We start from the raw sequence: 23,188 nt of genomic DNA, 5'->3' as shown, positions 1-23,188 counted from the left end.
GGCGGGAAGCAGCGGTCGGGGCACCGGCGCACGTCCGGAGAGTTCACCGCGCGAGCGGCGGCACGGTCAGCAGAGGGTGGAACGAGTCGATGCTCGCGTTCTCGCCGACCGCGATGTCGTCGGCCTCCACCCAGGCGTGCGCGCCGAACGGGTCGGTGCGCGCCCCCACCCGCCAGGTCGGCCACTGCCCGCGGCAGCGGCACAGCAGGGCGATGGCGATCGACCGCGGCAGGCAGCCCTTGCCGGCGCAGGTCAGGCTCACCGCCACCACGGCCTGCCGGATCGCGAGTGCTCGATCGTGCTCGGCTGGCCGAGCCCGGCCGCGGATCACCGTTAGCACCGCGCGAATCCGGCGCGGCGGCAGCCGGGACAGGCCCAGCGCGACGACGACGGCGAACCGTGCCGCCAGCCGGTCCCGCAGCGGCGGGCGGGCGGCGCTGCGGAACAGCGCTTCGGGGGTGCTCACGAGCGCACCGCCAACCGGGCCGCCGCCAGTTGTTCGGTCAGTTCGCGCACATCGCGCAGCGCCTCGTCCAGGCCGACGTCACCGGGTGGGCTGTCGGCGACCAGCGCCGCCGCGACCTCGTGCTCCCCGGCGCCGTCGAGCAGCATCCGCAGCGCGGTCGCCGCGGATCCGTTGAGCTGCCAGTACTCCCCGGACCGCTGGTCCAGCAGCACCGATCCTTCGTCGGTGCCCGCCAGCGACACCTCGTGGTGCAACCGCACTCCCATCAGGACACCTCCTGCTCGACGAGCTCCGGTGCGGTCTCCGCTTCGAGATCGCGCAGCCAGCGCTCGCAGCCGAACGTCGTGGACATCGCGTACGGGGTGAACAGCCGCAGCTGCAGGCCGGTGCACACCGACCGCAGCCGGTCGGCGTCGATCAGGCCGAGCGCGGCCAGCCGGGAGTCCTCGCACAGGGCGGCGAGCGCGGCGACGTTCCGCCGGATACCGCTGTGCTCCAGGTTGGAGCCCTCCGCCTTCGTGGACCGCCGCAGCGATCGTTCCGGGACGAGCCCGCGCATCGCCTCCACCAGCAGCGGCTTGTACCGCCACGGCGAGCGGCGTTCGTGCGGCCGGGCCGCGGCGCAGGCGGCGATCACGGCGTCGTCCAAGTACGGCGAGGACAACCGGACGCCTCCTGCGGCGTAGACGGGCACGGTGCCGCGCACCAGCCCGGCGCACTGCCGGATGCCCCAGGTCGTGTGGTGTTCGGTCCACGGCACGTCCCGCGCCGACTCGGCTTCGGCGATCAGCAGGTCCCGCACCGCGTCCACCGCGTCCGGCGTCGCCCACGGCGGCAGCTGCAGCAGCGCCGAGGCCCCTTCGTCGTCCAGCGGGGACGCGATCACGGTGCGCGCCCGGTCCGCCAGCCACGCCGGGTAGGTGCGCCGCTGTTCCCACGCCATCCGCGCGATGTCGGCCCACGTCCAGTGCTCCAGCGCGCGGTAACCGCGCAGCTGGGCGAACGCGGTCCACGGGTGGCGGAGCAGGAAGTCGAACACCCCGGCCGATCCGCCGGGCAGCACCTCGTCCCCGCCGTCGCCGCTGAGGTGCAGTTCCGATCCGGCCGCGCCGAGCTCCGCCGCCAGCGCCCGGTAGGTCCGGCGGTCCTCGATGCCGGGGAACGGTTCGTCCCACGGCAGCCCGGGTTCCAGCAGGTCTTCGTAGTGCGTGGGCAGCTCGCCGAACTCGTACTGCAGCCGGTTGATGCGGGGCAGTGATTCGGCGGCCAGGTCGGCCCATTCCGGGTCGTCGTCGCCGAGGTCTGCGGCCAGCGTCGTCAGCGTCGTCAGCGGCCGGTCCTCGCGGGCGGCGAGGAAGCACAGCGTCGTGGAGTCCAGCCCACCGGAGAGGTCGCTGCTGAGCACCAGCCCCGATCCGGTGCGCGCTCGCACCGCCCGATCCAGCGCGTCGCGCAGTCCGACGGCGGCCTCGGCCAGCGGGAGTTCGGCCGGTGGCGGTGTCCAGCGGCGGTGCGCCCGGGGGCGGCCGCGTTCGTCGAGCACCAGGCAGTCGTCCTCGTCGACCGCCTGCACCCCGGCCCACAGCGGCGCGTGCACGGTGTGCAGCGCGACCTCCGAGAGCAGCAGCCGCAGCAGCAGCCGCTGCGGGTCCACAGTGGATCCGGCGAGCGGGCCGAGCACGTCGGCCCTGGTGGCGGCGGCGGTCACCCCGCCGATCCGGGTGTGCATCAGCTTGCGCAGCCCGGAGAGGGTGCCCTGCGCGCGGACCTTGCCGCGGACGGAGGCGAACAGGTGGTAGCAGCCGGGGACGTCGAACGTGGTCCGGTCCAGGTCGGTGACCGAGCCGGCGCGCCGTGCGATCCGGTCCAGCTCCGCGGTGTCGGCCGCGCACACGCCGAGCGCCGCGACCCTGCTGCCGCCCGCCGAGCCGACCCGCAGGTCCGCGGGATTCCAGTCGCCGACCAGCCAGGGCAGCCCCGAGTGGTGCTGCACCCGGCGGGCCGGGCGCAGGGAGTCGGCTATCGAGGCGGATTCGGGGTGGTCGGGCAGGACCACGAGCCATTCGCCGTTCATGGGTTGCCGCCGTTCATGGGATGCGCGCCTCCAGCCGGGTCGACGAGGGGTGGCGCGAGCCGCAGTGCGCACGGCTCGCCCCCGCTGCTCAGAGCAGGATGTGCCGCGGCCGACGGCGGTGTCCCTTGTCCTTGCGCACCGGACGGCTGTGCTGGGTCAGCTTCTGGAACTCGCCGACCTTGAGGATGGTGGGCTTGGAATACATGGCCACTCCTGGGAATCGGTGTTGCCCGGATTCGGTGTGGTGCACGCTGATCAACGCATTCCGATGTTATCCGCGGGGCGGGGTGGGAAACCATGTCGCGGGCCGGGAAAAGGCTGCCGAGGAACTGCCGCGCGCTGTCGTCGGGGGTGGATATTCCGTCTGGTCAGTGTCGTAGAGCGTCCGTGCTGATCTCGTTCGGGTGGTTTTTCGCCATTCGCCGCATCCGATTCTCGCCGGGCGCGCGAAAAGCCTCGCCGGACGGATCCGGCGAGGCTGGCGGATCGAGCGGATCGGAAGTTCGGAAGGCGGCACGGATCGGGTGGAGCGGGCGGACCGCGGCGGACCGCGGCGGACCGGCGTCGGATCACCCGGGTCGCACGGTGCTGTTCTCCGCGATCTCGCCCGATTCCAGCGCCACCACCGAATCCGCGGACCGGATGGTGGACGGCCGGTGCGCGATGACGAGCAGCGTGCATTCGGCGGAGACCTTCGCGATGGTCTCGGTCAGCGCCGCCTCGTTCGCGCTGTCGAGCTGCGAGGTCGGTTCGTCCAGCAGCAGCAGCCGAGGCCGGGGCAGCAGCGCCCTGGCGAGCGCGACGCGCTGCCGTTCTCCGCCGGAGAGCAGGTCGCCGTGGTCGCCGACGGGGGTGTCGAGGCCGTGCGGCAGCCGTCGCACGAGTGGTTCCAGCGCGGCCAGCGCCACGACCCGCTCGATTTCCCCGGATTCGGCGTCGGGTCGGCCGTAGGCGATGTTCTCGCCGAGCGTGCCGTGCATGATCGGGCAGTGCTGCTCGACGAGGCTGAGCCGCGCGCGGCAGTCGGTGCGGCTCAGCTCCCGGGTGTCGCGGCCGTCGAGCAGGATCTTCCCGCGGTCCTGGTCGTAGAACCGGGCCAGCAGCGCGAAGATCGTGGACTTGCCGGCTCCGGACGGCCCGACCAGCGCGGTGTGCGTGTGGCGCGGCACCGCGAACGAGACGCCGCGCAGCACCGGCCGGTCCGGTTCGTAGCCGAACCACACGTCGCGCAGTTCCACCGCGGGCACGTCGGAGGCGGCCGGTTCGCGCGGCACCGCGGTGATCGGCGCGCGGTCCTCCTCGACCGGCATCCGGGTGACGTCGTCGACCCGTTGCAGCGCGGCCATCCCGCGCTGCAGGGTGGCGAGCACGTCGAAGATGTTCGCCATCGGTGCGGCGATGTAGGTGACGTACAGCAGGAATCCGACCAGGTCGGCGAGCGAGGAAGCGCCGCTGACCACGCGGATGCCGCCGACGACGAGCACCGCGATCAACGAGGCGTGCATGGCCAGCGTCATCGCCGGGTTCACCACCGCGTCCCGCCTGGCCGCGCCGAGGTTCTGCCGGTACACCTGCTGCGCCAGGCCGCCGATGCGGTCCTGCTCGCGGTCTTCGGCGCGCAGCACCCGCACGGTGCGGATCGCCGAGAGCGCCCGCTCCAGTTCCGCGGTCATGCCGCCGAGGCTGTCCTGCGCGTCCTCCACGGACCGGCGGATCCCGGTGAGCAGCAACGTGGTCAGCGCCCCGATGGTGCCGATGATGGCCAGCACGATGAGGAACATGGCGGCGTCCAGCCAGATCATCATGGCGGTGCCGCCGACCACCACGAACACGCCGACGACGACCTCGGACAGGTCGTAGGCGAGGGTGTCGCGCAGCAGGGTGGTGTCGCTGGTGGTGCGGGAGAGCAGGTCGCCGAGGCGGCGCTGCTCGTAGCCGCGCATCGGCAGCCGCAGCAGGGTGCGCACCACGCGCTGCCGCAGCCCCAGCACGATGCCCTCGCCGGAGCGCTCCAGCGCGTAGGCGCCGAGCGCGGTGATCACCGCTTCGCTGAGGAACACCACGGCCAGCAGCCCGATCAGCGGCAGGTACGGCTGCTGCCGGGAGAACGAGTCGATGGCGCGCCCGGCCAGCAGCGGCTGCACCAGGCCGAGCGCGGCGCCCAGCAGGGAGAGCACCAGGGCGAGCGCGATCGCGCGCTGGTGCCCGCGCGCGACCTGGACGAGGTCGCGGACGCCGACGCGGCGGCCCGGTTCGGCCGCCTGGTCCGGTTCGGGGATCTCGTCGTCGTCCGAGTCCTCGCTGCGCCGGGTGGACCGGAATGCTTGTAGCACGGGGCTCCTTCTTCCTGCGGGTGCGCGGGTTCCGGTGAGCGGTACCCGGTCGCGGCGTGGCCGCCGGATCCGCCGTGGGGCGGATGCCGGCTCTCCGGTGCCGGTGTCCGCGCGTTCGGTTCAGCGCCTGCTGCCGCACGGTGGTGGCCGGGGCGCGGGTTCCGGTTCGGGGTGGTCGGCGTCCTCGCCGGTGATCAGTCCCCACCGGGTGGCGGTGGCGATCGCTTCGCTGCGGTTGCGGGACCCGAGCCGGTGGTAGATCTCCCGCACCAGCCGGTACATCTGCCGTTCGGAATAACCGGTGGACTTGGCGATGTCGGCGACGGGGTTGCCCATGGCGAGCCGGGTGAGCAGGTCGCGGTCGACGCCGGTGAGCTGCACCGCGCCGGGTGGGCGGCTCGGCCCGGTGCACAGGGCGCGGGCGACGCCGCGCGGCAGCAGCACGTCGCCGCGCAACGCCAGCCGCAGCACCGAGATGATCTCGTCGAGGTCGGCGTCCTGGGCGGCGGCGCTGTCGGCGCCGAGGCGCAGCGCGGCCCGGTAGTCGTCCGGCCCGGCCGCGTCGAGCAGCGCGATCAGCACGCCGTCCGGCCGGGCGCGGCGGAGCGCGGCGAGGGCGGCGAGGTCGCGGCACGGCACTTCGACGAGGCAGGCGTCCCAGCCGGTGCGCTCGGCCGCGTCCGCCGGGGTCGACTCGCGCACCTCGAACGCGTCGGGCGCGGAGTTCCGCAAGCCGAGGGCGAGGCCGCACCGGTAGGCGGGGACGCCGTGCGCGATGAGCACGATCGGATTCCGCGTGGCTTCGTCGCCGGAAACGCTGGTCCGCACCTTTCCTCCTCCGAATCGGCATGGCACATCGAATTCGCACGATGCGGCCGCGCAGTGCAACGAGCACTCCGCGGTATTCCCCGCCGGACGGGAGCCGCTTTCGCAGGGGTGTTCTCGCCGCGATTAGGAGCGGCCGTGCGGCCGGTCAGGTGCGTCGTGCTCCGCGATTCCGGGCAGCGCGCATCTCCCCATCGACGCGTCCGGAATTCGTCGTTTTCCCAGTTATGTCCACGCTACGCGAACCGGCGGTATCCGGGTACGCCCCAACGGGTAGTGAAATTCCTGCTCCGGAGTGACTTTCGCGCGGGTGGCGAGGTGATTTCCCGCCTGCTTCGCTTTCGACATTCCAGCGGGACATTTCCACCGCGCCTCCGGTCGGGCGGTGCGGGTCATCTCCCGCCGGTGTCGCGCAGTTCGCCGCCGGACAGGTGCAGCCGCCGCGGCACGTCGACCTCGGAGAGGAAGCGCTCGTCGTGGCTGACGACGACCAGCGCCCCTTCGTAGGCGTTCAGCGCTTCGACGAGCTGCCCGGTGCTGACCAGGTCGAGGTTGTTGGTGGGTTCGTCGAGCAGCAGCAGTTGCGGCGCCGGTTCCGCGCACAGCACGCACGCCAGCGTCGCCCGCAACCGTTCACCGCCGGAGAGCGCGCCGACGGGCAGGTGCATCCGGTCGCCGGCGAACAGGAATCGCGCCAGCACGTGCATGAACCGGGTCCGCGGCAGTTCCGGGGCGGCGTCCCGCAGGTTCTCAGCGGTGGATCGGTCCAGGTCGAGCAGGTCGAGCCGCTGCGACAGGGACGCGATCCGCCCGTCGAACCGGGCGATCTCCCCGCCGTCCGGCGCGAGGTCGCCGCTGATCAGCCGCAGCAGCGTCGACTTGCCGGACCCGTTGCCGCCGCTGAGCGCGATGCGCTCGGGGCCGCGGATGGCGAGGTCGATCCCGTCGCCGAACAGCGCGTGACCGCCCAGGTCCAGCCGGATTCCGGTGCCGTGGAACAGGGTTCGCCCGGCGGGCACGCGCGTGCCGGGCAGCGTCAGCGCGAGCACGTCGTCCTCGCGCACCGCCCGGTTCGCCTCGTCGAGCCTGCGGCGGGCGTCGTCGACGCGCTGCCCGTGGGTGTCGTCGGCGCGGCCGGCGGATTCCTGCGCGCGCCGCTTGCGCGCCCCGGCGAGGATCTTCGGCAGCCCGGCGGAATCGGCGTTGCGGGCCGCGTTGCTCGCCCGCCGGTCGGCGCGTTCGCGGGCCTGCTGCCGTTCCCGCTTCTCGCGCTTGAGCTCTTGTTCGGCGTTGCGCACGTTGCGCTCGGCAACGTCGCGTTCGGCGAGCCGCGCCTGTTCGTAGGCGGTGAAGTTCCCGCCGTACCAGCGGATCTCGCCGCGGTCGAGCTCGGCGATGCGGTCCATCCGGTCCAGCAGTTCCCGGTCGTGGCTGACCAGCAGCAGACAGCCGCCGAACTCGGCGAGCACCCGGTGCAGCCGGTCGCGCGCGTCCCGGTCGAGGTTGTTCGTCGGCTCGTCCAGCAGCAGCACGTCCGGCCGCTTGAGCAGTTGCGCGGCGAGCCCGATCGCCACCGCCTGCCCGCCGCTGCAGGTGCGCAGCGGCCGGTCCAGCGCGATGTCGCCGAGCCCGAGGCGGCCGAGTTCGGCGCGGGCGCGTTCCTCGACGTCCCAGTCGGAGCCGACGTCGGCGAAGTGCGCCTCGTCCACGTCGCCGGCTTCGATGGCCCGCAGCGCGCGCAGCACCGGCGCGATCTCCAGCACGTCCGCGACGGTGCGATCACCGCGCAACGGCAGCGTCTGGGGCAGGTAACCGACCACGCCGTGCGCGGCCGCCGTGCCCGAGCGCGGCGCGAGCTCCCCGGCGATCAACCGCAGCAACGTGCTCTTGCCCGCGCCGTTCGGCGCGACCAGCCCGGTGCGGCCCGGACCCGCCGTGCACGACAGGTCGTCGAACACCGGCGTGTCGTCCGGCCAGGAGAAGGTGAGGTGGGAACAGGTGATCAACGCATCGGCCATGGCGAGCTCTCCCGCGTCAGGCGGGCGCACCGCGGTCGTGCTCCCGATCACGCGAACACCGGCGGACCAAGGGAGAACCGGTGAATCGGCGGAGCACTGGGCAGCGGCCCGAGGAACGAACAGTGGTGGGGTACGACGACGCGCCCTCCGAACCACCCGGATCCGGGCAGCGGAGGCGCACGGCACTCCGAGCTCACCCGGAGATGTCGTCCTCGCTCACCACGTCGACCACTCCTTCACCACCGGCCGCGACCCGGCCACCGACCAGCACCGTAACAGCGCCCCACAACAAGACAAACCGATTTTCGCCGGTGGAGGTGCGCCCGGGGTAAGCCCCGCATGCGCGGGGCTTACCCCGGAAATGGCAGTGACATCGATCAGCCACTGCGAGGGATCACCCGACGTGCTTGGGGCTTACTATCGAATGGCGCTGACGGTGGGGAGTGCGCGACAGCCTCAAGGGCCGGGCGTTCAAATGGACGCCACGTGAACTTGCTGTGATGCACGCTGCCGAGCACGTCAACGACCTTCGCATCCCGCCGGGTAATCGACTCGAACAGCACAGCATCCGCAGCAACCAGCAGTGGCGCATCTGCTTCACCTGGCACGGCGGCGACGCCCACGATGTCGAGATCGTCGACTACCACTGACAGGAGGGCCAGGATGAACACCGACACCACCATGGACCCGGTCCACCCCGGCGAGATCCTCAACGAAGAGTTCCTCCAGCCCCTCGGCATCAGTCAGTACCGGCTCGCCAAGGACATCGGCGTCCCCGCCCGGCGGATCAACGAGATCGTGCACGGCGACCGCGGCATCACCGCGAACACCGCGCTGCGGCTGGCCCGCTACCTCGGTACCAGCGAGAGGTTCTTCCTCAACCTCCAGGAGCACTACGACCTGGAGATCGAGAAGGACCGGCTCGGGGAAGAGCTCGACCGGATCACGCCGCTCGCCAACGCCGGCTGACGACAACGAAACCGCCGCGCTTCATCCTTCGGTTCGGGGCGGGGCGCGGGTCACCCTGCACGCGCGGGGCTCACTCTTCACAGGTGAATACCCGGTATTCACCGAGCGGTCCATCCCCGCGTGCGCGGGGATTACCCTTTTTGAACTGGGGGTTTAGGTGGGGGTGTGTGCGTTTTGGTTCGGGTCCTGCGGGCTGTGGGTCAGTGGTCGTAGGTGCCGGTTTTGAGGTTGGTGAGGAAGGTGGTCCAGGCCGGGGTGGTGAAGGGGAGTACCGGGCTCTGGTCGCCGAGTTTGCTGTCGCGGACGGCGGTGCGGCCGGGGAGTGCGGCGATTTCGACGCACTGGCCGTTCGGGGTGCTGCGGGAACTCTTGCGCCACACCGTTTCCGCTGGGCCGGAGTCCTCCGAGGTCTGCCTGTTCAGCTGGATCACGTGAACTCCTCTGAGCGCAGGACCCTTGGTTTCCTGGCGGTGGCCCGGCCTAGCCGAGCCGCGAGAGGGCGACGCCCATCCGGGAGATTCCGGATGGGTTTGAGCCGTCAGCGGTCGAAGGTGCCGTGCTTGACCGAGGTGAGGAAGGTCGACCAGGTGCCTTCGCCGAAGGGCAGCACCGGGCTGGTGTCGCCCAGCTTGCTGTCTCGGACGCCGGTCAGACCCGGGATCGAGGCGATCTCGACGCACGCCGCGCCGCCGCCGTTGCTCCCCGTGCTCTTGCGCCACGTCGCCTGGCTGAAGTCCGGGGCGTTCATGCTTCGCTCCCTATCGTGCTCGCAGCTCCCCGGCGATCGACTCGATGAACTCCGTCGACGCGGCCGGGGACAGCGCTGTGTCCTGTAGAGCGCCGAAATTCAGGCTATAGGACTCGACCTCGGAGGCATCCTCCAGATAGACGCACCCGGTCATGTAGTCCGCGTAAGCGATGTCGGGTTCTTCCTTCTCCGCGAAGCTCAACAGGATGAAGGGCGCGCCGAGTGCGGGCACCGCGCCAGCGGAGAACGGGAGCACCTGGACGGTGACGTTGGCCAGTTCGCTCATCGCGTTCAGGTGTTCCAGCTGGTCGATCATGGTGTCCGCGCCGCCGACCAGTTGACGCAGCGCGGCTTCGCCCACGACCGCGGAGACTGAAACAGGGTTGTCCGCGTAAAGCGTCTGCTGCCGTTCGGCGCGCATGTTCGCCCGATCCCGCGCCACGGATTCGTCGACCTGCGGCAGCCACGCCTGCATGAGTGCCTTCGCGTACCTCTCGGTTTGGAGCAATCCGGGGATCAGGTCGACGGCGAATTCGTGGACGTGATCGGCTTCCGCATCGAGTCCGACGTATTCGCTGAAGTTGTTCGCCAGGCTGTCGCCGTAGCTCTGCCACCAGCCGCGCTGGCGTGTTGGAGCGAGAGCGCGACGTACTGGTCCCGTTCCGCCTCGTTGACGCCGTAGATGGCGGCGAGCGCGAGGACTTCGGCGGGGCCGGGGATCTGGTCGGCGTTCTCGAAGCGGCTGACCTTCGCCTTGGACCACTGCAATGCGGCGGCGACGTCGTCCTGGACAACGACGTGGCCCGAAAAGCCCGTCACTGGGCCAGAACCCACCAACGATCCCGGGAACCCGGATGAAGGCACCACCACGATCCGCACCGAACCGGCCTTGCCCGGGCGATCTCGCGAAACCAGCCCGCACCGGCTACGTCCGCCACCTGACCGGCGACCTCCACCACGATCCGGCCCTGACGACGACCCTCTACGCCCGTGTCCTGGAAGGTCTCCGAAAACTCTGACGGCGATGCGCCGATCGACACCGGTGGATCATGCCGCACCGCTCCGGCGCGCGTCGCCGATCTTCGTCCGCGGGTCTCGGTCAGAGCCAGAACGGCCGGTCGCCGCGCTGCGCGCCCTTCGACAGGAACTGCATGTCGCCGTGGACCGTCCTGCGCGCTTCCAGCCAGGCCTCGTAGCGCAGGGCCAGCCCGTCGCCGCCTTCGCCGCGTCTGATCCGATCTCGGTGGACGTGCAGCTCCCGCTTCGGCATCTCGGCGACGCGGCGGATGTAGTCGGCGACCGCCACGCCCTCGCTCCTGGCCGCATCGGTCAGGACGCGCAGTGCTTCCGGAGGTATCTCGGAGATCCGGTCCAGGTGGATCCGGTAGCGGATCGGCGATCCGTCCTGGAGTTCGTCCTCGACCCAGCCGTCGTCGTGCGTGCGCCGCGACATCGTTCCCCCCGCCGTGCGACCGCCGCGATCGGGCCGGTCCCGACGTCCAGCGGTGCCGCTCGAATGATGGTCGGCGGCAGGTGCGGCACGACAGGGCCGACCGGGTGCGCTGCCGACGGCGCCGGGCGAGCCGGTGGGAGACCGTCCGCACCCGGCGTGATCTCGGCCCGCGCAAGGCCGCGCGCGTGCGGGGCGGGGCCGCCGGCAGGGTGACGTGCCCGGGTCAGGACAGCTTCCGGTATCACCGTCCCGGCGCCTTCAGCGCGCGCGGACCAGCCGCCGACCCGCGGAGCTCACCGTGGCATGCGTCTCTTCGTGCGGGTTCGCCCCCGCGCCGGGGCGCGGATTGGCAAGATCGACCGGATTCCGAACGACCGGTGGGTGTGGTGTTGAGCGAGATGATGGACGCGCGCGCGAATTCTTTCGTATTGGGCCAATGGGAGCGAGTGGGCGCGGTGCCACCGGAGGCTGTCGGGTACGTGCCGATGGTCGCGGTGGACGAGCCGGGACTCCTGGCCACGGGGACGACGCTGTTCCACGGCAACGGATTCGGGAAGACCGCCACCGTCGTCGACCAGGTGGAGCGAGCCTGGAATACCGGCAAGGTGGACCTGCTGGTGTGGGTGGAGGCCGGATCGCGTGAATCGATCCTGTCCACCTACGCGACGGCGGCGGCGAAACTGGGGCTGCGCTCCGGTCGTGGCCCGGAGCGGGACGCCGTGCGCTTCCTGGAGCACCTGACGGCATCCGCTTCCCACTGGGTGGTGGTGTTGCACGACATCGCGAGCCCGGAGGTCCTCGAAGGACTGGTCCCGCCTGCGGGTGGTCGAGTGCTCGCCACGTCGCGGATCGGACCGGACGAGATCGCCGAGGTGCTGCCCGACGTCACGGCGATCGAGCTGCCCGGGCCGATCGATCCGGAGCGGCACCTGACGGCGAGGGGAACCGGCGGTACGAGCGACGGCATGTCGGCCGTCTCCCGGACGTGGGGCGACGATCCGCTCGCGCTCGCGATGATCGCCGCCTACCTCCGGCAGAACCCGATCGGCCACCAGGAGTACTTCGAGCGGTTCCAGGCCGAAGGCGGCTCGCCGAGCGCCTTCCCCACGCGCAGCGCGCTCGCGCTCGCGAGCCGCACGGATCCGCTCGCGAGCCGGCTGGCGGATCTCCTGTCCGCCATCGACGACCACGGGGTCCCGGTCGAACTCATCACCAGCGAGCCCGTGCTGCGCCACCTGCGCCAGGACTCCGATGTGGACCCGAGCCCGAACGACGTGTCGGCGGCACTCCGCGTCCTGTGCGACCTGGAGCTGCTCACCGAGAAGCAAGACATCATCCGGTGCTACCGGGGCACGCGCCGCGTCCGGTGGGAGGACCTGCCGGAGGCGGAGCGAGGCCCGGTCGTCACCACGATCGCCGACGGCCTCGTCGAGATCGTCGCCGACGCGGACGCCGCCGGGCATCGGATGTTCCGGGCCAACATCGAGTTCCTGCTCGGTCTCGGAGACCACCTGATCCGGCCCGAGGTGCACGACGCTGTCGGGGAAGTGGTGCAGAGCCTCGGAGACCACGGGCTCGGCGCCGCCCAGGCGGACTTCCTCCGCCGGATGGCGACGCGGTGCACCGACCTGCGCGGCCCCGACGACCTCTCGACCAAGTTGCTGCGCACCATGGCGGACGCGGAACGAGATCGTGATCCGGAAGCCACTCGTGCCGCCCTGGAATCGGCGCTGACCGCAGCGAACATCGAACCCGGACCGGACCACGACCAGACCGTCGAATGCCGGGAGGCGCTGCTCGACGTCCTCGACGGACTCGGTGCCGCCGCCGCGGCGGTGGAGGTCGCCGCGCACGCCCGCGACTCCCGGTCACGTCGGCTCGGGCCCGGGCATCCGGACACCGTCGCGGCATCCCTGGACGTGGCGAAGCGTCGGCACGAGCTGGGCGATGCCGCGGCGGCGCACGGCGAATGGGACGCGCTGCTGAGCGAACGAGCACCGGAATCCGATGAACCGGGCACGACCGAAATCCAGGTGCACCGCCACCGGATCGGCGTGCTCACCCACGGGGACCCGGACCGGGCGCGGGCGGAGCTCAGCGAGCTGATCACCCGGGCAGAAGCGGCACTCGGCACGCAACATCCGGTCGCTGCGGACTGCCGCGAAGACCTCGCGGGCGTGCCGGGAGGAGATCCGGCGGCGAATCTGGAGCTGCTGGCGCGGGTGGTCGTCGACCGCACCCGCGCGCTCGGCCACTCGGCCCCCGACACGCTGCGAGCTCGGCTGCACGCCGCCCGGCTCCGGTCGGGGTTCGACACCACCGGCGCGCTGATGGAGCTCGAGGACCTGCTGCCGGTGCTGCGCCGCGCGCTGCGCGCCCCCCACGCCGATTCGGTGTTCGCGGCCCAGGAGATCGCGGGGCTGCGGTGCACGTCGGGTGATTGCGCAGGCTCGCTCGCCGCGCAGCACGAGTTGGTCCGGGAGCTGGAACGCGAATGCGGCGCGGAACACCACCAGACGTTCGCGGCCCGCGACCACGCGGCGTACCTCCGGGGCTGGTGCGGCGATCCGGTGGGAGGGCAGCAGGAACTCGACCAGCTGGCGTCCGACCTCACCCGCACCGTCGGCCCCGCGGACGTGCAGACCGTGCACGTCGAGCGGAAGGCGGCCGTGCGGCTCGGGGAGAACGGCGACCCGCACGCCGCGGCGGACCGGTTGACCGCGCTGGCCGAGCGGCTCGCCACCGAGGCCGACTGGGCGGGGGTGGCCTCGTTCGAACTCCGCGCCGAGCTGGCCTGGTGGCAGTCCGCCGCGGGCCGGTCCGAGGACGCGGTGCGGACCAGCGCCGCACTGCTCGCCGACGTCCGCGCCGCGTACGACGAACAGGATCCGCGGCGGACGCCGTACCACCTGAGCCTCGCGCAGTTCCGCGGCTGGGGCGGAGATCCGGCGGCGGCCGCGGCGGAGTACCGGCGCGTGCGGGACGCACAGCTCGCCTTCCAGGCGGTGGACCACCCGGACGTGCTGCGCACCCGCTACGCACTGGTGGATTGGACCGGCTGGGCCGGGGATGCCGCGGGCGCGGTGGCACTCGCCGAGGAGCTCGCAGTGGACTGCGCGCGCGCACTCGACGCCGACGATCCGACGAAGCTGGGCGTGGACGGGGCGCTGGCGACGTGGCGCCGCGCGAACGGAGATGCGGTCGGCGCAGCGGAGCAGTACGCGGCGCTCGCGGCCGACCACGCGCGGGTTTACGGCCCGATCGCGTCCAGCACGATCTGGGCCGCGGACTCGGCCGCGCAGTCGTGGGCCGCCGCGGGCGACTTCGCCGCGGCCCGGCGCACGTACGACGAACTGGTGATCAGGCTCAGCAGCATCGTGGGCCCGGACCACCCGGAGACGTTGGACGTCCGGCACCTGCGGGCGATCTGCGGCGCGGCATCGGACCCCGCGGCGGCGGTGGCGGACCTCGAGTTGCTCGAACGGAACGCGACACGGGTGCTCGGCGCGGCCCACCCGGACACGCTGCGCGTGCGCCGGGACCTGGCGGAGATGTGGGCCGTGGCCGACGATCCGCGCCGCGCGATGATCGAATTCGACCGGCTCGCGGTGGACCGGGTGGATGCGTTCGGTCCGGACCATCCGGACCTCGACGAGCCCGCACCGGGAACCCGCGGGACCCCTGGCAGCGCTGCCGCCGCGGCCGCCACGCTCGACGGGGTCGTCGCTGCCCTGGAGGTCGATCGCGGCCCGGGCAACGCCGTGGTCGCCCGAGGCGTCGCGGCCGAATGGCACGGACTGGCCGGGGATCCCGCCGGAGCGGAGTCGGCCCTCCTGGAAGCGACCGCAGTGGCGGAGGACTTGCTCGGCGCCCGTCACCGGGACGTGATCCGGTTGCTCGACCGGCTCGCGTGCTGGCACGCCCGCAACGGGAACCACGCCGCGGCAGCCGAGGTGCACCGCCGACTCCTCGGCTTGAAGGACATGACCAGTGACCCTGATCGGAACGAGATCGCGCACCACTGCCTGTCCATCGCGATCAACCTCGATGCTGCCGGTGACCGAGCCGAGGCGGTGCAGGCGTTCGAAGACTGGGCGGAGCGGAGCACCGCGTTGTTCGGGGCGACGCACCTGCGGCCGCTCGACGCCTGGTCCGTCGTCGTGGAGCACCGCGGCAACAGCGGCGACGTGGCAGGCGCTGCGTCGCTGGCCGCCGCGCGGGGAATCCTGGTCGAGAGGTACCCGCGCCCGCGCCCGAGCCCGCGCACCGCGCAGGAGCTCGCCGCGCACGAGCGGCTCGCCTACTGGTGCGCTCGAGGTGGGGAGGCGGCGGCCGCGGCACAGCTGTACCGCGAGACCGCGCTCGGCTGGGCCGCGACCGCCGGACCCGACGATCCCGACGCGCTGCGCACCAGGGAACTGGCCGCTCTCTCGCTCGGGGACAGCGGGGATGCGGCGGGCGCCGCCGCACTGCTCGACTGGGTGCTGGCCGACCACGAGCGCGTCTACGGCGCGCGCCATCCCGTCACCGAAGCCGTGCGCGAACGCCGGATGCTCCGAGCCGACTAGCGGAGCGGCCCACCCGCCCGGGGTGGGCCGTTCCCCACGTCAGTAGAGCTGCCGGTAGCCCTGCTGGAGTTCGTGTTCCAGGTGGGCGGGGTCGATGCCGAGGCCGGACTGGGCGGCGGCGATCTCGCCGGGGGAGGGGATCTCGGCGGCGAGGGACTGGATCTCCGGGTCCCAGAGCCGGGAGCGCAGCAGGGCGCGGCCGCAGTGGAAGAACACCTGCTCCACCTCCACGACGATCGCGAACATCGCCTCCTTGCCCTCCACGCGCATCCGGGCGAGCACGTCCGGATCGTCGGTGGGGTAGCCGCTCCCGTTGATGCGCAGCACCTCCACCACGCCGGGCACGAGGAACAGCAGGCCGATGCCGTCGTTCTCGGCGAGGTTGCGGAACGAGTCCGCGATCTTGTTGCCCGGCCGGTCCGGGATGGCGAGCGTGCGCTCGTCGAGGACCTTCACGAACCCGGGGTAGTCGCCGCGCGGGGAGCAGTCGGCGCGGCCCCGCGCGTCCGAGGTCGACATCGACAGGTACGGGGAGTGCGCGATGAACCGGTGCGCGTGCGCGTCGACCCGGTCGCCGCCCTTGAGGGCCTTGACCACGTCGTCGGGTTCGCCGAGCCGGGCGCGCAGCTCCGCCATCGGTACTCGTCGTGGCCGGGTGCCAGCGAGCGTCATCCGGGGCTCCTTCCGCAGCGCTGGTGGCGATGTCTTCGCAGGTCGTGCCATGATTATGAGCAATTGTTCGGTTCGTGCGCCACTCGCTTTCGCGCCTGCCCAGGGAGGTTCCGTGAGCTCCGGAGAACGACGTCTGCGACCTCGGAAGACGCCGCGCCAGGTGCGCGCGGAGCTCACCAGGGAACGCATCCTCACCGCGGCTGCTCACGTTTTCACCGAGCACGGCTACGCGGCGGGCACCACGAATCGGATCGCCGAGCGCGCCCGGATCTCGATCGGCTCGCTCTACCAGTACTTCCCGAACAAGGACGCGATCCTGGTTGAGCTGCTGACCAAGCACCTCGACGAGGGCATCGCGGCGACCCGAGCCCACCTTGCCGCGCAGCGGCCGGCCTCCGTCGAGGAAGAGGTGCGCGGGTTCGTGCGGGCCGCCATCGCGAACCACCTGGACGACCCGAAGCTGCTGCGCGTCATGTTCGAGCAGGCGCCGCGGTCGCGAGAGCTGTTGGAGAAGATCGAGCGGCTGGAGCAGGAGCACGTCACCCGCGCCCGCGAACTCATCGCGCGGTACTCCGAGGTGCGGGTCGGCGATCCGCGGACCGCGGCACGGCTCGTCGTGTCCACTGTGGAACTCGTGGTGCACCAGCTGATCTCGTCGGCCGACCCGATCGACATCCCCGCCTTCGAGGACGAGCTGACCACGATGCTCACCCGCTACCTCACCGGCGGCCCGCTGCGGTGAGCCGTCAGCCCAGGGCCGCGGTGATGGCTCGGGTGGCGAGGTCGTCGAGGGTGGCGGGCTGCCGGGTGCGTTCCAGCGGCAGCTCCCCGGTGACCGAGGCGCCGAGGACCTCGCGGATCTCGCCGGTGTCGTAGAAGGCGCGGACCTGGCCGAAGTACTCCACGAGCCGCCGCGCCGAGCCGGCCAGCGGATCGGCGCCGGCGATGGGGTCGAGGAACGCGTTGACCAGGTTCCAGGAGCCGTGCTCGCGCACCACCGCGAACACCACCTCCGGCAGGGTGCGGGCGGCGGTCTCGTTCGGGCGCGCATCGGGGACGGCGCGCACCAGCGCCCGCAGCCAGCCGTGCGCGGCCCGTTCGGCCTGGGCGCGGTCCCCGCCGAGGTTCGCGGTGAGCTTCGCCAGGTCCAGGCGGGCGTAGCGGTAGTAGCAGGCCGCCGCGAGCTCCGCGGACTCCGCGGTGGTCCCGGCGGCGTGGGTGGACAGGGCGTCGGCGACTTCGCAGGCGGGTTCGGCGGTGAACTCGTCCTCGTCGGAGATCGTGCCGCCGAACAGAGCCACGTCGATCGCCTGCCGGGGGGCGAGCACGCGCTCGGCGGCCTCCCGCTGCTGCGCGGCAGTCTTCACGTTCGCCAGCGCCAGTTCGTCCTGCCGCGCCTGCTCGGGATCCGCCGCGTTGGCGATGATCTTCTTGCGGCGGGTGGCGCGGTCGGCGTAGTCCTCGCGGTTCTCCAGGCAGAACCGGGCGAGGCGCTCACCCGCCCGGTCCGCGGTGAACGCCACCGACGGGGTCAGCTCGCCGCTCGCGAGGCCGAGGCCCAGTTCGTAGAACGCCTCCCGCACCAGGTCCCCGGTGTCCGCGCCGGGATCGTCGGCGCAGCTCGCCGCGTCGATCCAGCGTCCCGCGTCGGCGATCAGCCGCCGGGTGGAGACGCCGGCGGAGGCGAGGGCCAGGTCCTGCTCGGCCAGCAGGGCGCGCGCCGACCGGCGCAGGTACCGGGAGGGGAGCTGCTCGCGCGCGACGTTGCCGAAGGTCGCGCGCCGCGGCCCTTCCCCCTCGTCCCGGCCGAGCTCGGTGGCCGGGACGGACTGGAGCAGGTGCAGTTCGACGATCATGTGGTGTTCCTCCGGGGAGTGAGCTCGCGGGAGCGCGGCAGGCCGCTGCGCGGGTCGGACGGGCGCACCGGGCGTGCGCGGGCAGGTCGTGGCGCCAACCCGCACCGGCGGTGCACCGGCTCCGGCGGCGGGCGTCGTTCCCGCGCGGCGGCACCCGGAAGCGTCCGGCCGCTCGGCGCGGCGGCTCGTCCGGCGGACCGGAACTCACGGGCTGTCCTCCGGGCAGGAAGGGGTACGACGGGGAGTCAGGGGACCATCGGCGAGCGGAGTGCCGCGGGACGCGTCGCTCCTGCGGCCGGTGGGGCCATCGGTTTTCCGCTCGGCGAAGCGGAGAATCCAGGTGCACTCCTCGCTGAGTGCGTTCCGGAATGCGACCTCGATCGACGGTAGCAAGCCCGGACCGCGCTGCCAACGCGCCCCTCTCGGCGCCGTGAACTGCGGAGACCGCGGGGATCGGTGCCGGGAACATCGGATGACCGAGCGTCGCCGGAAGCGCTTCCAGCGACGATGGCCGTTGCTCACGATTACCGGAACGGAATGGTCTCGCTGCGGGATCTTCCTGTGATCTTCATTTCCCGTTCGCCGCGGCCGTTCGGCCGAGTCCGCGACGGCTCCATTCGGCGCGACGGTCTCGTCCGCCGGTTTCGGCCGGTCCTGGGATGGAAAGGAATTGGAGAGCGGAAAAGGTCGGTGTCGCCGCCGGTAGGGCGATTCGACCGCAATTGTGCCCGCCCGCTGATCGAGCCCGGTCGCTCCTGGGATCGGCGCACCCGGAACGTGCGATCCTCACCTCGTCCCGGTCCGGGAATGCCGCGGGCCCGAATGGGCGGAGATCTCCGGGTCGCGCGTCGCGGGCGGTGGGCCGGAACCGCGGTGCGCATCCGGATTCCGCCGCCCCGCGCGGAAACGGGCGCAGGTGAGCGGGGTCGCCCCCTGCCGCGGGCCCGTCCGCCGGAGGCTCGGGAGCCGGCAGGCGCTCTCCGCCGGTCCCGGTGCTCCGAGAAGGCGCGAAGCTCGGGCGGCCGGTGGTCTCCGGGCGATTCGGCGGAGTTGCTGGTGATTTCCCTAGAAGTGCGCCTGGTGATTTCCTTAGACGTGCCGGAATGGTGGTTCTGAAGATTGCGAGTGGTTCCGCGCCGTCTCTAGCGTGGTCTCCAGATTGATCCCGATCGGGGTGATCGCTCATTCAGGAGGCGCGTGATGCGAACAGCCGAGCCGGTGCACCGGACCCGCGTGGTGGAGGCGGCGTGAGCGCGGTGCTGTTCCCCGGCCAGGGCTCGCAGCGCACCGGGATGGGCGCCGAGCTGTTCGAGCGCCACCCCGAGCTCACCGCCCGCGCCTGCGACGTGCTCGGCTACGACCTGCCCGAGCTGTGCGCGCGGAACCCGGACGGTCGCCTGGACGACACCCGCTGCACCCAGCCCGCGCTGTACGTGGTGAACGCGTTGTCCTACGTGGACTCGCTGGAACGCGGTGCGCCGGCAGGGGATTACCTGCTGGGGCACAGCCTCGGCGAGTACAACGCGCTGCACGCGGCCGGTGCCTTCGACTTCGAGACCGGGCTGAAGCTGGTGCTCAAGCGCGGTGAGCTGATGTCCCGCGCCGATGGTGGTGCGATGCTCGCCGTGCTGGGCACCTCGCGCGCCGAACTGCGCGCGCTGCTCGTGGAGCACGGGCTCACCGACCTGGACCTCGCGAACATCAACACCGATGCGCAGCTGGTGCTCTCCGGGGCGCGGGAGCGGATCGAGCGCGCGCAGCAGGTCCTCGGCGAGCAGGACGTGCGGGTCGCGCGGCTGAAGGTCTCCGCCGCCTTCCACTCCCGGCACATGGCACCCGCCCGCGACGAGTTCGCCGCGTTCCTCAAGGGATTCCGGTTCGCGCCGCTGCGCGCCACCGTCATCGCCAACCTCACCGCCCGCCCCTACGCCGAGCGGGACCTCGCCGCCACCATCAGCGAGCAGATCGCCGGGTCGGTGCGCTGGCTCGACAGCGTCCGCTACCTGCTGCGGCACACCACGCTGGACGACTGCCGGGAAGTCGGCGACACCCAGGTGCTCACCCGCATGGTCCGCCAGATCGAGGCCACCCCGGAAGCCGCGGAACCGCGGCCCCGGCTGTTCTGCGTCGCCTACGCCGGTGGCGACGAACGCGCCTACGCCGGGCTCGCCGAGCGCACCGACCTGGACGTGGCGGTGCTGGAACGGCCCGGGCACGGCGCCCGGATCTCCGAACCGCTGCTGGCCGACCCCGGCGCCATCGTCGAAGACCTGCTGGCGCAGTTGCGCGACCGGCTGGACCGGCCGTACGCGCTGTACGGGCACAGCCTCGGCGCGCGGCTCGCCTTCCTGCTGTGCCACCGGATCCGGGACGAAGGCCTGCCCGAGCCCGCGCACCTGCTCGTCTCCGGCGAGAGCGGGCCGTCCATCCCCAGCCGGGAGCGCGACACCTGGCGGCTGCCCACCGCCGAGTTCTGGGCACACCTGGACCGCCTCGGCGGACTGCCCGCCGAACTGCGCGAGCACGCGGACCTGATGGCGTTCTACGAGCGCATCCTGCGCGCCGACTTCACCGCGCTCGGCGCCTACCGGCACCCGCGGGTGCCACCGCTGGACGTGCCCATCACCGCGCTCAGCGGCGAGGACGAGTGGTTCACCGGGGACGACCTCGGCGCCTGGCAGCGGGAGAGCACCCGGCCGCTGCGCACCCACCGGTTCCCCGGCGGCCACTTCTTCATCCGGGAGCAGTGGCCCGCGCTGGCCCGGATCGCCGGTTCCGCGTTCGCCGCGTAGCGGCCGGTTCCGGGACGACCACGACGACGATGCGGAGGACCGCGATGAAGGACGAGTTGAAGGACTACCTCGAAGAGCAGTTCCTGTTCGAGTTCGACGCCGAGACCACCGAGGACACCGACCTGTTCAAGGCCGGGATCCTCGACTCCTTCGGCTACATCTCGCTGATGGCGCACATCGAGGAGCGCTACGGCGTGCAGTTCGAGGAGGACGAGCTGCTCGGCAACGTCATGGTGTCGCTCAACGGCATCGCCGCCTTCGTCGACGGTGCCCGCGAGCGGGCGCTCGAAAGCCGGTGACGCCATGTGCGGCATCGCCGGGTTCTACGGCAGCCCGCGCCCTCCGCGGGAGTACGCGGACCTGATGCACGACATGCTCGCCCAGATCGAGCACCGCGGCCCGGACGAGGCGGGCTGCCTGCTCGACGACCGGATCGCGATGGGCACGGTGCGGCTGAGCATCATCGACCTCGCCGGTGGCCAGCAGCCCGTGCTCAGCGCCGACCGGCGATTCCGGTTGTGCTACAACGGCGAGCTCTACAACTACCGGGAGCTGCGCGCCGAGCTGCGGGCGCGCGGTGCCGCGTTCCACACCGGGTCGGACACCGAGGTGGTGCTGAACGCGTGGGCGGAGTGGGGCCCGGACTGCCTGCCGAAGTTCAACGGCGCGTTCGCGTTCGCCGTGCACGACGCGGTCACCGATGAGCTGCACCTGGCGCGGGACCGGTACGGCAAGCGGCCGCTGTTCGTGGCCCGGCACGACGGCGCGCTGCTGTTCGCCTCCGAGATGAAGGCGTTCCTGGCGTACCCGGGGTTCCGCTTCGAGTTCGACCCGGACCAGCTGGCCTCGCTCTACGCGACCTGGACGCCGCTGCCCGCGCACAGCGGCTACCGCGGGATCGAGCAGATCCCGATGGGCGAGTACCTGTCGGTGCGCGGCGACCAGGAGCGGCGCGGCCGGTGGGCGCCGCTGGACCTGACCGCCTGCCCGGCGCCGGAATCGGAGCAGGAGGCCGTGGAGCTGGTGCGCGGCGACCTGGAACGCGCGGTGGACGTGCGGCTGCGCAGCGACGTGGAGGTCGGCGTGTACGCCTCCGGCGGGCTCGACTCGTCGATCATCGCGCACCTCGCCGCCCGCCGCACCGACCATCCACTTCGGACGTTCTCGATCGAGTTCGAGGACGCCGAGTTCGACGAGTCCGCCGAGCAGGACGAGCTCACCGCGCACCTCGGCACCCACCACTCGAAGCTGCGCGTCACCGACGCCGACGTCGCCGAAGCGTTCCCCGACGCCGTCCGGCACGCCGAAGTGCCCGCGTTCCGCACCGCGTTCGTGCCGATGCACCTGCTGTCCCGGCAGGTCCGGCGCGAGGGCATCAAGGTGGTGCTCAGCGGCGAAGGCGCCGACGAGGCGTTCCTCGGCTACGGCATCTTCAAGGACACCCGGCTGCTGTCCGAGTGGGACGCGCTCGACGACGAGACCCGCCGGGAGCGGATGGGGCGGCTCCACCCGTACCTGGCGCACTTCAGCGGCGCCGACGAGCAGCGCCGGATGCTGGGGCTCTACCAGCAGTTCTCCACCGAGCAGCGGCCCGGCCTGTTCTCGCACCAGATGCGGTTCCAGAACGGCCGGTTCGCGGCCCGGCTGCTCGCCGAACCCGGCGATCCGCTGGCCGCGGTGGAACGGCTCGTCGCCGAGGAACCCGGCTACGCCGAACTGGACCCGGTGCGGAAGGCGCAGTGGCTGGAGTTCCGCACCCTGCTGGCCGGCTACCTGCTGTCCACCCAGGGCGAGCGGATGGCGCTGGCGCACGGCGTGGAGAACCGCTGCCCGTTCCTGGATCCGGCGGTGGTGCGCCGCGCGAACTCGGTCAACGGGCGCTTCGGCGACCCCTACGACGAGAAGCACCTGCTGAAGCTGGCCTACGCGGACGTGCTGCCGGAACGCATCGTGAAGAAGGGCAAGTTCCCCTACCGCGCACCGGATTCCGCGGTGTTCGTGCGTTCCCGGCCCGACTACCGGGACCTGCTGCTGGACCCGGACGTGCTCGGCGAGATCCCCGCCCTGGACGCGCGGTTCGTGCGCAAGTTCGTCAACCGCGTCTACGACGCCCCGCCGGAACGCATCGGCACCAAGGAGAACCAGGCGTTCGTGCTGCTGGCCTCCACGGTGTGGCTGCACCACTGGTTCGTGCGCGGGCACGGCCTGAACCGCGATCCCCTGAAGGTGCCCCTGCGGGTCCTCGACGAGCGCACCTGCGCGGCCGCCTGACCTCCGAGTCCCGCGCGCCCCCCCCGGGGGGGGCGGGGGGCGGGCCCCCCCCCCCCCCGGCCCGCCGCCCCGGGCCCCCCCGGGCCCCGGGGGGGGGCGGGGGCGGCGGCGCGCGGCCCCCGGACCGCTGGCCCCGCCCAAGC

21 protein-coding genes are annotated in these 23,188 nt (G+C 72.1%); 7 read left to right on the top strand and 14 right to left on the bottom strand.

The window, feature by feature from the left end:
• Positions 1 to 43: 43 nt before the first annotated feature.
• From LCD33_RS12265 to LCD33_RS12235, 7 genes are all read right to left on the bottom strand, one after another.
• Positions 44 to 466: a lasso peptide biosynthesis B2 protein gene (locus tag LCD33_RS12265; protein ID WP_224962317.1), complete on the bottom strand. Its 423-nt coding sequence runs from the start codon at positions 464 to 466 to the stop codon at positions 44 to 46.
• Entirely contained in the window at positions 463 to 732 is a 270-nt protein-coding gene (locus LCD33_RS12260; RefSeq protein WP_224962315.1) for a lasso peptide biosynthesis PqqD family chaperone, read from the bottom strand. Before LCD33_RS12260 ends, LCD33_RS12265 begins: the two co-directional genes overlap by 4 nt.
• Positions 732 to 2,540, bottom strand: coding sequence for an asparagine synthase-related protein (locus LCD33_RS12255; protein ID WP_224962313.1), 1,809 nt, complete (start codon positions 2,538 to 2,540; stop codon positions 732 to 734). The genes LCD33_RS12260 and LCD33_RS12255 overlap by 1 nt, the downstream gene beginning before the upstream one ends.
• Before the next feature lie 88 nt (positions 2,541 to 2,628).
• A complete protein-coding gene (locus tag LCD33_RS12250; protein WP_224962311.1) occupies positions 2,629 to 2,745 on the bottom strand; it encodes a lasso RiPP family leader peptide-containing protein in 117 nt (38 codons plus the stop codon).
• Positions 2,746 to 3,109: 364 nt separating this feature from the next.
• Positions 3,110 to 4,873, bottom strand: coding sequence for an ABC transporter ATP-binding protein (locus tag LCD33_RS12245; protein WP_224962309.1), 1,764 nt, complete (start codon positions 4,871 to 4,873; stop codon positions 3,110 to 3,112).
• Between the two features lie 120 nt (positions 4,874 to 4,993).
• On the bottom strand, positions 4,994 to 5,701 hold the full coding sequence (locus LCD33_RS12240; protein ID WP_224967296.1) for a hypothetical protein: 708 nt from the start codon (positions 5,699 to 5,701) through the stop codon (positions 4,994 to 4,996).
• A gap of 389 nt (positions 5,702 to 6,090) precedes the next feature.
• Entirely contained in the window at positions 6,091 to 7,716 is a 1,626-nt protein-coding gene (locus LCD33_RS12235) for an ABC-F family ATP-binding cassette domain-containing protein (protein WP_224967295.1), read from the bottom strand.
• Between the two features lie 443 nt (positions 7,717 to 8,159).
• Here LCD33_RS12235 and LCD33_RS12230 point away from each other — a divergent pair, with 443 nt between their 5' ends.
• Both LCD33_RS12230 and LCD33_RS12225 read left to right on the top strand, forming a co-directional pair.
• Positions 8,160 to 8,366 carry a type II toxin-antitoxin system RelE/ParE family toxin gene (locus LCD33_RS12230; protein ID WP_308011267.1) on the top strand — a complete coding sequence of 69 codons (207 nt, stop codon included), beginning with the start codon at positions 8,160 to 8,162 and terminating at the stop codon, positions 8,364 to 8,366.
• A 13-nt stretch (positions 8,367 to 8,379) separates the two neighbouring features.
• Complete coding sequence (locus LCD33_RS12225) at positions 8,380 to 8,685, top strand: HigA family addiction module antitoxin (protein WP_224967294.1); 306 nt, start codon at positions 8,380 to 8,382, stop codon at positions 8,683 to 8,685.
• 200 nt (positions 8,686 to 8,885) lie between these two features.
• On the opposite strand, the gene LCD33_RS12220 is transcribed toward LCD33_RS12225, so the two are convergent.
• From LCD33_RS12220 to LCD33_RS12200, 5 genes are all read right to left on the bottom strand, one after another.
• Entirely contained in the window at positions 8,886 to 9,116 is a 231-nt protein-coding gene (locus tag LCD33_RS12220; RefSeq protein WP_224967293.1) for a DUF397 domain-containing protein, read from the bottom strand.
• A gap of 107 nt (positions 9,117 to 9,223) precedes the next feature.
• Positions 9,224 to 9,433 (bottom strand): DUF397 domain-containing protein, encoded by a 210-nt coding sequence (locus LCD33_RS12215; RefSeq protein WP_224977863.1) that lies wholly within the window; start codon positions 9,431 to 9,433, stop codon positions 9,224 to 9,226.
• 10 nt (positions 9,434 to 9,443) lie between these two features.
• Positions 9,444 to 9,953, bottom strand: a complete 510-nt coding sequence (locus LCD33_RS12210) for a DUF5753 domain-containing protein (protein ID WP_255617382.1) — start codon at positions 9,951 to 9,953, stop codon at positions 9,444 to 9,446.
• Entirely contained in the window at positions 9,950 to 10,252 is a 303-nt protein-coding gene (locus LCD33_RS12205) for a helix-turn-helix transcriptional regulator (protein WP_224977862.1), read from the bottom strand. The genes LCD33_RS12210 and LCD33_RS12205 overlap by 4 nt, the downstream gene beginning before the upstream one ends.
• Positions 10,253 to 10,532: 280 nt before the next feature.
• A complete protein-coding gene (locus tag LCD33_RS12200; RefSeq protein ID WP_224959458.1) occupies positions 10,533 to 10,886 on the bottom strand; it encodes a hypothetical protein in 354 nt (117 codons plus the stop codon).
• Positions 10,887 to 11,341: 455 nt separating this feature from the next.
• Here LCD33_RS12200 and LCD33_RS12195 point away from each other — a divergent pair, with 455 nt between their 5' ends.
• The gene (locus tag LCD33_RS12195; protein ID WP_224967291.1) at positions 11,342 to 15,454 is read left to right on the top strand and encodes a tetratricopeptide repeat protein; all 4,113 of its coding nucleotides are present in this window, start codon (positions 11,342 to 11,344) and stop codon (positions 15,452 to 15,454) included.
• A 39-nt stretch (positions 15,455 to 15,493) separates the two neighbouring features.
• Here the strand turns inward: LCD33_RS12195 and LCD33_RS12190 are convergent, their stop codons facing one another.
• Positions 15,494 to 16,126 (bottom strand): MSMEG_1061 family FMN-dependent PPOX-type flavoprotein, encoded by a 633-nt coding sequence (locus tag LCD33_RS12190; protein ID WP_224959460.1) that lies wholly within the window; start codon positions 16,124 to 16,126, stop codon positions 15,494 to 15,496.
• 112 nt (positions 16,127 to 16,238) lie between these two features.
• On the opposite strand from LCD33_RS12190, the gene LCD33_RS12185 reads away from it, so the two are divergent.
• Positions 16,239 to 16,868 (top strand): TetR/AcrR family transcriptional regulator, encoded by a 630-nt coding sequence (locus LCD33_RS12185; protein ID WP_224959461.1) that lies wholly within the window; start codon positions 16,239 to 16,241, stop codon positions 16,866 to 16,868.
• A gap of 4 nt (positions 16,869 to 16,872) precedes the next feature.
• On the opposite strand, the gene LCD33_RS12180 is transcribed toward LCD33_RS12185, so the two are convergent.
• Positions 16,873 to 17,982, bottom strand: coding sequence for a type I-E CRISPR-associated protein Cas7/Cse4/CasC (locus LCD33_RS12180; protein WP_224967289.1), 1,110 nt, complete (start codon positions 17,980 to 17,982; stop codon positions 16,873 to 16,875).
• 1,247 nt (positions 17,983 to 19,229) lie between these two features.
• Between LCD33_RS12180 and fabD the strand changes: the two genes are divergently transcribed.
• From fabD to asnB, 3 genes are read left to right on the top strand one after another with little or no spacing between them, the layout of a single operon-like run.
• Positions 19,230 to 20,774, top strand: coding sequence for an ACP S-malonyltransferase (fabD, locus tag LCD33_RS12175; protein WP_224959463.1), 1,545 nt, complete (start codon positions 19,230 to 19,232; stop codon positions 20,772 to 20,774).
• Positions 20,775 to 20,818: 44 nt separating this feature from the next.
• Positions 20,819 to 21,073: an acyl carrier protein gene (locus tag LCD33_RS12170; RefSeq protein ID WP_224959465.1), complete on the top strand. Its 255-nt coding sequence runs from the start codon at positions 20,819 to 20,821 to the stop codon at positions 21,071 to 21,073.
• A gap of 4 nt (positions 21,074 to 21,077) precedes the next feature.
• Positions 21,078 to 23,045 carry an asparagine synthase (glutamine-hydrolyzing) gene (gene asnB / locus LCD33_RS12165; protein ID WP_224967288.1) on the top strand — a complete coding sequence of 656 codons (1,968 nt, stop codon included), beginning with the start codon at positions 21,078 to 21,080 and terminating at the stop codon, positions 23,043 to 23,045.
• Positions 23,046 to 23,188: the final 143 nt, after the last annotated feature.

The organism is Saccharopolyspora sp. 7B (assembly GCF_020177435.1).
GTDB lineage: Bacteria > Actinomycetota > Actinomycetes > Mycobacteriales > Pseudonocardiaceae > Saccharopolyspora_C > Saccharopolyspora_C gregorii.
This window is presented reverse-complemented; position numbering and strand designations above follow the sequence as displayed.